Genomic DNA, 8,719 nt, shown 5'->3' with positions numbered 1-8,719 from the left:
GCAGGTTCTTAACTGCGTGGATATGCACCAGATCCATCAGCACCCGCAGGCCCAGCGCATGCGCACGCTCAATCAGCGCCCGCAAGTCATCGGGCGTGCCAAAGCGACTTGAAACGCCGTAGAAGCTACTGACATGGTAGCCAAACGAGCCGTAGTACGGGTGCTCCTGAACCGCCATGAGCTGCACCGCACTGTAGCCCAGCGCGGCGATCCGGGGGAGAATCTTCTCCGTGAACTCCGCAAAAGTCCCCACTCCCGGCTCTTCTTGTGCCATCCCCACATGTGCCTCATAGATGCGAAGCCCCTCCTCCCCCGCCCCTCCTCCCCCGCCCCTCCTCCCAGGATTGGGAGGAGGGGCGGGGGAGGAGGATGGTGCGAACCATACTTCGCCGCAGAAGTCTTTTGTTTCGGGGTCCTGGGTTGCCCGACGAATGTAGGCGGGAATGCGGTCGAGGCGGCTGTCATCGGCGGCGTGGACATGCACTTTGACACGGCTTCCCTGAACCAATGCGCCGGGGGGGAGAGTGACCTCCCAGGTTCCGTGATCATCCCGCACGAGAGGGGTTGCACTCCGATTCCAGCCATTAAAATCTCCGATCAGGTGCAGGCTCGTGGCTACGGGTGCCCACTCCCGGTAGACCACAGAGCCCGCTGTGGTCTGCGTAAAACCAAAGTAGGCATGGCCTTGGCTGATGGCTCCCGTCAGTGGCCCCAGCCTCTCCTGAGTAGCCTGGTAGAGTGCTAGGCGCTGCTGGATTTCCGCCGTGTAAGGCGTGAGGGTGGGATCAAGACGAATCAGCTCCGGGATCATCGGCTTCGTCTACGACGGCTGGGAGCTGGTGTTGGTTTGGGTACAGGAGACTTCGTGGTCTCGCTACTAAAGTAAGTCTCAATCACGTGATGGGCAGCAGGGGCACAGACATCTCCACCGTGAAAATTATCTCCTGATTTCAGCGCCTCACGAAAGACACAGACCGCGATACTAGGAGCCTCGCCACGCCGAGCGGCATACCCCGTGAACCAACCATGCGTCTTTGCACTCACTCCCGTCTCTGCCGTCCCTGTCTTACCATAGACCTCAATACCCGAGACTGCCGCCGCTTTCCCTGTCCCCGACTCCACCACAGAGCGCATGGCACGCTGAATCTGCCCAATATGGTCTTTGCTCAGTCCTAGCTTACCCAGCTCCACAGGCTTAGTTTCGAGCAATACTTTCTTTGGGTCATCGCTATCTACCACTTTATCAACGAGATGTGGCTGCCAGACCGTGCCTCCGTTGGCAATTGTCGCAGCGACAAGTGCAATCTGAAGCGGGGTTGCCTCATCATAGCCCTGGCCAATCGCCATGTCATAGAGATTTCCTCGCCACCACCCCTCTTTAAGTTCTTCCGTCACCCACTTTTTTGTGGGAATTGTCCCGGATTTCTCGTAGGGAAAATCGAGACCCGTTACTTTGCCAAGACCAAATTTCCCTGCCCACTCCGCAAGAGTGACATCTCCGATCTTGACACCCGCGTTGTAGTAAAAAACATCGCAAGACTGCGCAAATGCAGACGTAGGGCTAACACTACCATGCGTTCCGTGGCATTTCTTCTTCTTATTTCCCCCCAGAGAGATATAACCTGGGCAAAAAGCACTACTGGGCAAGCGGTGCGAAGCCAGGCCCGCTGCCATGGTAACAATCTTAAAGGTCGAGCCAGGCGGAAATCTCGCAATGGTTCGATTGAGCAAGGGCCTCTTCGCCTTGTCCTTATTGAGCATATCGGACTCAGCTGTCGTCATGGGGCGTGTTCGCAGGTTCAAATCGTAGGTAGGGCCACTGGCCATGGCGAGAATATGACCATTGCGCGGGTCTATTGCCACCACAGCCCCTGGATTTCCCCCCAAGGCTTTCTCCGCCGCCTCCTGAACACGGGCATCCAGCGCTAGAACCAGCGTGTCTCCGGCTTTGGCGGGTACTTCCCCCATCTCTTTGCGACGGCGGCCCCGACCATCCACTTCAAACCTCTCCGAGCCTAAAGTTCCTCGTAGATAGGCATCATACTGCATCTCTAGCCCGGTGCGCCCGATCAGATCCCCCGGACGGTACTTCTTGTCCGTAGGATAGTCGGCGAGCTTAGGTGTCTTGAGATCATCGGGGTTTACTTGTGCGGTAAACCCTAGAACATGGGTCGCCCGATTGGGGAAAGGGTAGTAGCGCATCGGTACCACTTCGACAGACACTCCTGGTAGATTGTCTTGCAGCTCATAGATGCGAGCCATGAGCGCCTGGTCAATTCCCTCGCGAATGGGAATAGGATCGTTTGCTCCGCTGATCTTTCCTCGAATTGTCTTTTCCAGCTCCTCACGGGGTACCTCAATCCGCTTTGCCAAAAGATCAAGATAGGCACTTGCCTGTTTATCTTGTTCTTGTAGCTTTGCTAGTTTTTTGGGGCTCCGCTTTTTATCCAGCTCACGCAGTGCCTCCGCTTTTGTCAGTGGCACGGGTGCTGGTGTAGGAGCGGGGCTTGCAAGGGGCTTCTTAGAGCCTGCGGGCTTTTCCTTAGGCGGCGGGATAAGACGTGCTGGGTCTACAATGCGAAGCAGGCGCTCTACTCCCCCAACCTCATCGGGATGAAGAAAGACAACACGTTTTGTTGTATTATCAACAAGAGTACGTCCCTTACTATCTTTAATAACTCCACGCGGAGCCGTTGTCCGGACGGCTCGACTCCGGTTGGAAAGTGCCTTGTCGCGATGCTCTTCACCACGCACCATTTGCAGAAGCCATAGTCGTCCCACAAGAACGGAGAAGAGACTGAGCAGCACTCCACCCATCCCTATAATTCGGACGATGCTGATGTCCTCAGCCACACGCTGCTGCGTTTGCGGAGGCGTAAAGTAGCGGTGGCGGGACATGGCTAGCGGTCCTCTTCGCCCGTTCGAGCCTTATGAATTCTACAGCTGTCAACGCGTGTTCCCACAGGGAATTTCTTCATGACTCTCTCGGGACAGTAAGCCGTTGCCTGCTTGCCGGTCTCGGTACAGACCTCAACTTCGGTTTCCCCACGCTCTTCCGGCTTTTTCTCTTCGTCACGTGGCTTGGTGTCTTCCTCCACGCGAGCACGCTGCTCCTCACGCTGCTGGCGCTTCTCTTCTTCCTGACGTTTTTCTTCCTCAGCAGCCGCATCGCGCCGTCGCCGACGGCGTGGGGCAGGTGTGGGCTCCTCTCGTGCTTCTGGTGCGGGACTTGCCGTCGTCGTGGCTACATCTTCTGGAGTGGGTGCTTTGTGTAGCTTACAGGAATTGATCACCGTGCCTTTAGGGAAAACTTTCTCGACTGTCTCATGACAGTAAGCACTAGCCCGCTTGCTGGTCTCCTCACAGATCATCACCACCAGCTCCCCCGCATCGTTGATCTTATCGGGCTGAGGAGTAGGAGGAACCTTCGCCGCCGCTGCAAGGCGCTGTTTTTGCAGATCTTCCGGCAGTAAAATCGGCTCCAGACCGGCACGTTGCTGGATGGGAACCGCAGCACTCATGAAGCGTCCCCAGATCGGTGCGCTCACATGGCCTCCCGTGGCATCACTATCCATTTCCAGATAGCGCTCCATCATCTTTGGCTTGCCATTTTTATCCAGGATAGGCTTTCCCGCCTTGTCCAAGACGGGCTTGATCTGTCGGTTACAGGCCCACAATGCAGCAACCAGCTCCTGAGTGTAGCCCACAAACCAAGTGTCTTTATTGTCACTCGTGGTTCCTGTCTTGCCACGAACTCCAGGAACAGTGTTAGCCGCCTTACCCGTTCCACGATTCACCACCGCCTCTAGCGCTTTGCCAATACTAGCCGCGGTGGATTCCTTGATGACCGACTTCGTGATGCGAGGCTCGTTGCGCTCGATCACATTGCCCTGCGCATCCACGGCAAGACGAACCGCGATGGGCTCGGCGTGATCGCCGCCATTGGGAAACGTCGAGAAAGCACTCGCCATCTCCAGCGGGGTTACCTCGATACTGCCCAGAACCAGCGTGTAGTCATTGGTGGGCAGCTTCTGCTTAATCCCCATGCGATGCGCTGTGTCTACAATGCGCTTGAGACCGATCACCTGCGCGACTTTTATGGGAATCGTGTTCTTCGAGACTGCAATGGCATTCTCAAGAGTCATCTCGCTATTGGAGTAGCCCCCTCCGTAGTTCCGAAACGACTTCGAACCAATCTTCACCGCGGAGTCACGAACTTCTGAGTAGAGATTGTACTTGCCTGAGTCGAAGGCGGCGGCATAGACGATGGGCTTGAAGGTCGAGCCCGGCTGGCGTCCTTTACCAAAGACCGTAAAGTTCACCTCACTTTTCTCATCCACTCCTGCCGCCATCGCACGGATCCAGCCCGTGTGAGGCTCCAGACAGATCAGGGCTCCTTCTGTAACGCCACGGCCTCGCTCTGCGCGAATGCCAGCACGCAAAATCTCATCGGCGCGCTGCTGCATCTCCCAGTTGAGCGTCGTATAGACCTTCAGACCGCCATTGTAGACCTGATCCCCCCCATGGCGGGCAACAAGCTGCTTTAGAACATAGCGGACAAAATGCGGAGCCTTAAAGTTGTAGCTAATGATCTTGGGAGGCTCTGGCAGGATATTGATTTTCTCGGCCCGAGCCGTGTCGTACTGCGCCCGTGTGATCTTATTTTGCTCCAGCATCGTGATGAGCACGGTGTTTCGCCGCTCCATCGCAGCTTCAGGGTGGCGGAAAGGGTAGGTTTTCGGCGGGCTCTGCACCAGCCCCGCGATCATCGCGGCTTCGGAGATCGTGATGTCTTTAAGCTCTTTTCCAAAGAAGAGCTTCGCAGACATCTTCACCCCGAAGATCTGCCCCCCATAGTTAATGTCGTTAAGATAGCGCTCCAGGATCTGGTCTTTGGTCATGCTCCGCTCGACCTGGTAGGCAAGAAGAGCTTCACGGAGCTTGCGCTCGACGGTTTTTTCGCGGTTCCTCAGAATGACATTGCGGACAAGCTGCTGGGTCAGGGTTGAAGCGCCTTCACTGCGCCGCCCCCCCGCTGCATTCTTGTATATCGAGCGGGCGATTCCCTTAAGATCAATCCCAGGGTGCTCATAGAAGCGTTTATCTTCAATCGCAATCGTGGCGTCTAGCAGGCACTGCGGGATGTCCTTGAGGTCCACCCGCTCATGAAAGCGGGTGTAGACTTCTCCGAGAAGAACACGGTCGGTGGAGTAGATCTGGGTCACCCCGCCTGCCATCTCCTGGCTCAGGGTGGCAGAGCTGGGCATCCCCTGAGCGGCCAACCGCACTTTATCGCCCGCATAGAGGAGGCCCGAGATGAGAACCGTCAGAACTATCGCTAAAATAATCCCGAGAAATGCCCCTACTCGGCTGAGAAAGAGGCGGAATCCGCCTCCTTTACGTCTGCGTGGCCGCCCCATATCTACACCTCTCCTGCTTAACTGCTTAGCGCGATTATCGCTTTAGGTACTTACGCTTTGTACGATCCGTTCCCATGTCTCGCTTCTTGGTATCGAAGCGCCACTGCCCAGTGCCCGCTTTCTGGACAAAGCAGAAGTAGTTTGACAGAATCGAGGCGAGCTTACGACGGGTAACGCGGCGCACCACATTGACTTCCGTGAGAAGCTGAACGAAGTCTACCCCTTTGGCATGCTCTTCCAGAAGCTCACAGACGATATCAAAAGTCGCGACTTCCCCAGACTCCTCAACTTGCTCACGAGCACTCAGTAGCTCGGCGTAGCGCTCTGGGCTAAGATAGACCTGCGGATCGGTCTCTTCCAGAACCTCGACGCGGAACTCATAAGGACGCAGCGTGGGCTGAAGCAAAAAGCATCCTCCCGAGTCCGCCTCAATTTTTTCATAGAGCGAGAAGAGATTGAAGGCAAGTCGCCGCTCGTTGTTGACAATCAGCTCGTGGGTCGTTCCATCTTCTTCCCGCAAGGTCACCTCGACGACGGGTGCATCGGCGGGAAAGAAACCATCCGGCACCTGGCAGAGCGGGAATGTCCCGATCTCTTTGTGATGAGCTTTGACAACCAGAGTCAGTGCCTCGCCCTCGATGGGAGCGCCGGTGTAGCGACCTTCGTCATCACCTGCATCCTGTGCTAGCGGCAGAAAAATATCTTGACGCAGGCTCCCGGCAAACCCCTCATCCTCGATCTCTTCGTCCATGATCTCGCCGTCCATGGAGACGAACTGTAGGTCCGGGAATCCCAGAAACTCGGGGAGATCGTAGACAAAGGGCGGGAGGGTATCGGCCTCACGGAAGCGCCCTGCGCCGATATAGCTAAAGCGTGAATCGGACTTGAGCTTGGCCTCGAGAATGGCCAAATCACTCTTGAAAGACGGGTAGCCGGACATGACTTCGTACTGAAGCGCAAGAAGCTCGGAGGACTCGATGGGAACCCCACGCTCACTCACAATACTTGCCAGAGATGCCAGATCGGCCTCAGAGACTCCCAGCAGCTTCTCTTCCTCGATGATAGGCTCGGGCACTTCCAAAGCGACCGCTGGCTCTGGTTCACCTTCGGTTGGCTCAGGAGCGACCTCGATAATCAGGGGGGCGACCGGTGTCGGTGCGGGCACTTCCTCGACTTCTTCCACAGCAGTCACCACGCGATCCGCGAGGTGGCGCTCTAAGCGCTCGACGGTCTCACGGGTAATCCAGCGCCCCTTGCCATTCTCCACGCTCAGCCAGGTCAGGCGGCTATCGCTCAGACAGGCCAGCAGGTGGGCACGGGGATCGTACTTCTCGCCCATCGCGGCCCACGCCAGCACGCCCAGCAGGCGGTGCGGAACGGGAACGCCTTTAAGAGCACCCACGATCTTGTAGCTCGACTCACTGTAGCTTGCCGAAGACCAGCCAACTTTGGTCGAAAGTGGCAGCAAGCGGTTTACCGTCTCCACCTTGATCTTATTATCAAGCGTGACTTCTTCGAGGTTCTCGCCATCTACCAGCGGCAGCCACTCAGCCAAGCCATACGCGCTTCCCTTGCCCTTAAAGTAGAGCTGCTCGTTGGCAAGCATTTTCTGTAGCAGGCTAAAGTAGGTCTCAGAGGGCCGGTTGTAGATCACAGAGAGTTCTGTGGCAATCTGCGCCGTGGAGAGGGGCCGTCCCGCAAGCCGGATGATGTCTAGGAGATTGCGCTCCAGAGAGCGTGTGACATCCATGTAGCGAGACGAGAGGTTCCAGAGCCGCTCGACAAAGATAAAGCGACGGATACGCCGTGGCTCCTCGGACTTGACATCCTGCTCTAGCGCACCATAGACCACGGTCGAGCTGATATTGGGGTTATTAATCTCCTGAGCGATATCAGCGAACTTAGATGCTTCGCCCCGCTCCAGCAGTGCATCGTAAATCAGATCGGAGAGGTAGGCATCCGCCAGTACTTTCTCCCGGTCTGCTTCACTGGCCGGTCTTATTGCCACTTCGATCTTATCGGCCTTAGGCATTTTCTTTGTAGCCAACGTTATCCTCCAGATAGTTTCGCGTATAAATCATAGGGTTGTGCCTCAGTGATGCGCACACGCAGCCAGCTTCCCAGCTCCGCCTGTGCTCCCACAACCCGCACCGTTCCATCAATCTCAGGGGCATCGCGCCAAGAGCGTGCAATCAGCGCGTCTCCCTCGCGTCCCTCCACCAAAACCTCAAACTCTTTTCCCACTAGCGCCTGATTGGCGGCCAGCGAGATCGGCTGTTGCAAGGCCATCAGCCCACGCCGCCGCTGCCGAGCGATCCGCTCAGGCACACGGGGGCGCAGCTCAAATCCAGGTGTCCCCTCTTCTGGGCTGTACTCAAAAACACCAAGTCGGTCGAAGCGGGCCTCCTGGACAAAGCGACTGAGCTGCGCATACGCCGCCGCATCCTCGCCTGGGAAGCCCACAAGAAACGTTGTCCGTACCGCAATATCGGGCATGGCGCTTCGCAGACGCTCCAGTAACCTATAGTACGAAGAAACCGACCCTCCGCGTTTCATTCGTTTTAACATGCCATCATCGCCATGCTGCAACGGGATGTCCACATAGCGGGCGACATTGGGGGTGTCGGCCATGGTCTGGATCAGGCGATCTGTCATCATCGTGGGATAGCAGTAGAGCAGGCGCACCCACTTCAGATTCTCTATCTTGCCCAGCTCGGTTAAGAGACGCGGCAGGGCGAGCTCTTTGTAGAGATCCATCCCATAGGCCGTGGTGTCTTGGGCGATTCAGTTCAGCTCAATGGCTCCCGCATCCACGAGGCGCTTGGCCTCAGTAACGATGCGCTCTAGCGGCTTGGAGCGGTGCTTGCCCCGAAAACTTGGAATCGAGCAGAACGTACAGGCATGATCACAGCCCTCGGAGATCTTCAGATAGGCCGTCCAAGGCGCTGTCGCCCGCACCCGTGACGGTGGAATAAGCGGGTACTTCTCGGCGATGGGCTGGACGAAGTTATTGCCCAGCACAGGAAGCTCAAAGGCAGTGCGGCGGGGGAAGATCGAGTCTGCGATCTGGGTGGCACTCTGGATGCCAAAGAGCCCATCTACATCGGGCAAGTCGCGGGCCAGAGTCTCGGCGTAGCGCTGGGCAAGACAGCCCGCCACCACGACTTTAGAGATCTCACCGCGCTCTTTTCGAGCCAGCGCAGACCGGATTGCCGCCAGGGACTCCCGTTTGGCGCTCTCAATGAAGGCACAGGTATTAACGACCACCACATCGGCGTCCGCATCCCCTTCAACGAGTT

Annotated in this window: 4 protein-coding genes and 1 pseudogene; all 5 read right to left on the bottom strand. The window is 56.9% G+C overall.

Translation table 11 applies throughout. The features are described 5' to 3' along the window. On the bottom strand, window positions 1-811 hold an 811-nt coding region (locus AC1XOS_RS16335; RefSeq protein WP_481963287.1), incomplete at its 3' end, for an alpha-amylase family glycosyl hydrolase. Beyond that, a complete protein-coding gene (locus tag AC1XOS_RS16330; RefSeq protein WP_481963286.1) occupies window positions 808-2,898 on the bottom strand; it encodes a penicillin-binding transpeptidase domain-containing protein in 2,091 nt (696 codons plus the stop codon). The genes AC1XOS_RS16330 and AC1XOS_RS16335, both read right to left, overlap by 4 nt. Window positions 2,899-2,900: 2 nt before the next feature. Beyond that, window positions 2,901-5,420 carry a transglycosylase domain-containing protein gene (locus tag AC1XOS_RS16325; RefSeq protein ID WP_481963285.1) on the bottom strand — a complete coding sequence of 840 codons (2,520 nt, stop codon included), beginning with the start codon at window positions 5,418-5,420 and terminating at the stop codon, window positions 2,901-2,903. Window positions 5,421-5,454: 34 nt separating this feature from the next. Then, window positions 5,455-7,452: a hypothetical protein gene (locus AC1XOS_RS16320; RefSeq protein WP_481963284.1), complete on the bottom strand. Its 1,998-nt coding sequence runs from the start codon at window positions 7,450-7,452 to the stop codon at window positions 5,455-5,457. Window positions 7,453-7,469: 17 nt separating this feature from the next. Continuing rightward, a pseudogene (rimO, locus tag AC1XOS_RS16315) lies at window positions 7,470-8,687 on the bottom strand (30S ribosomal protein S12 methylthiotransferase RimO). Window positions 8,688-8,719 lie beyond the last annotated feature (32 nt).

The sequence above is a fragment of the Armatimonas sp. genome, assembly GCF_964826245.1.
This window is presented reverse-complemented; position numbering and strand designations above follow the sequence as displayed.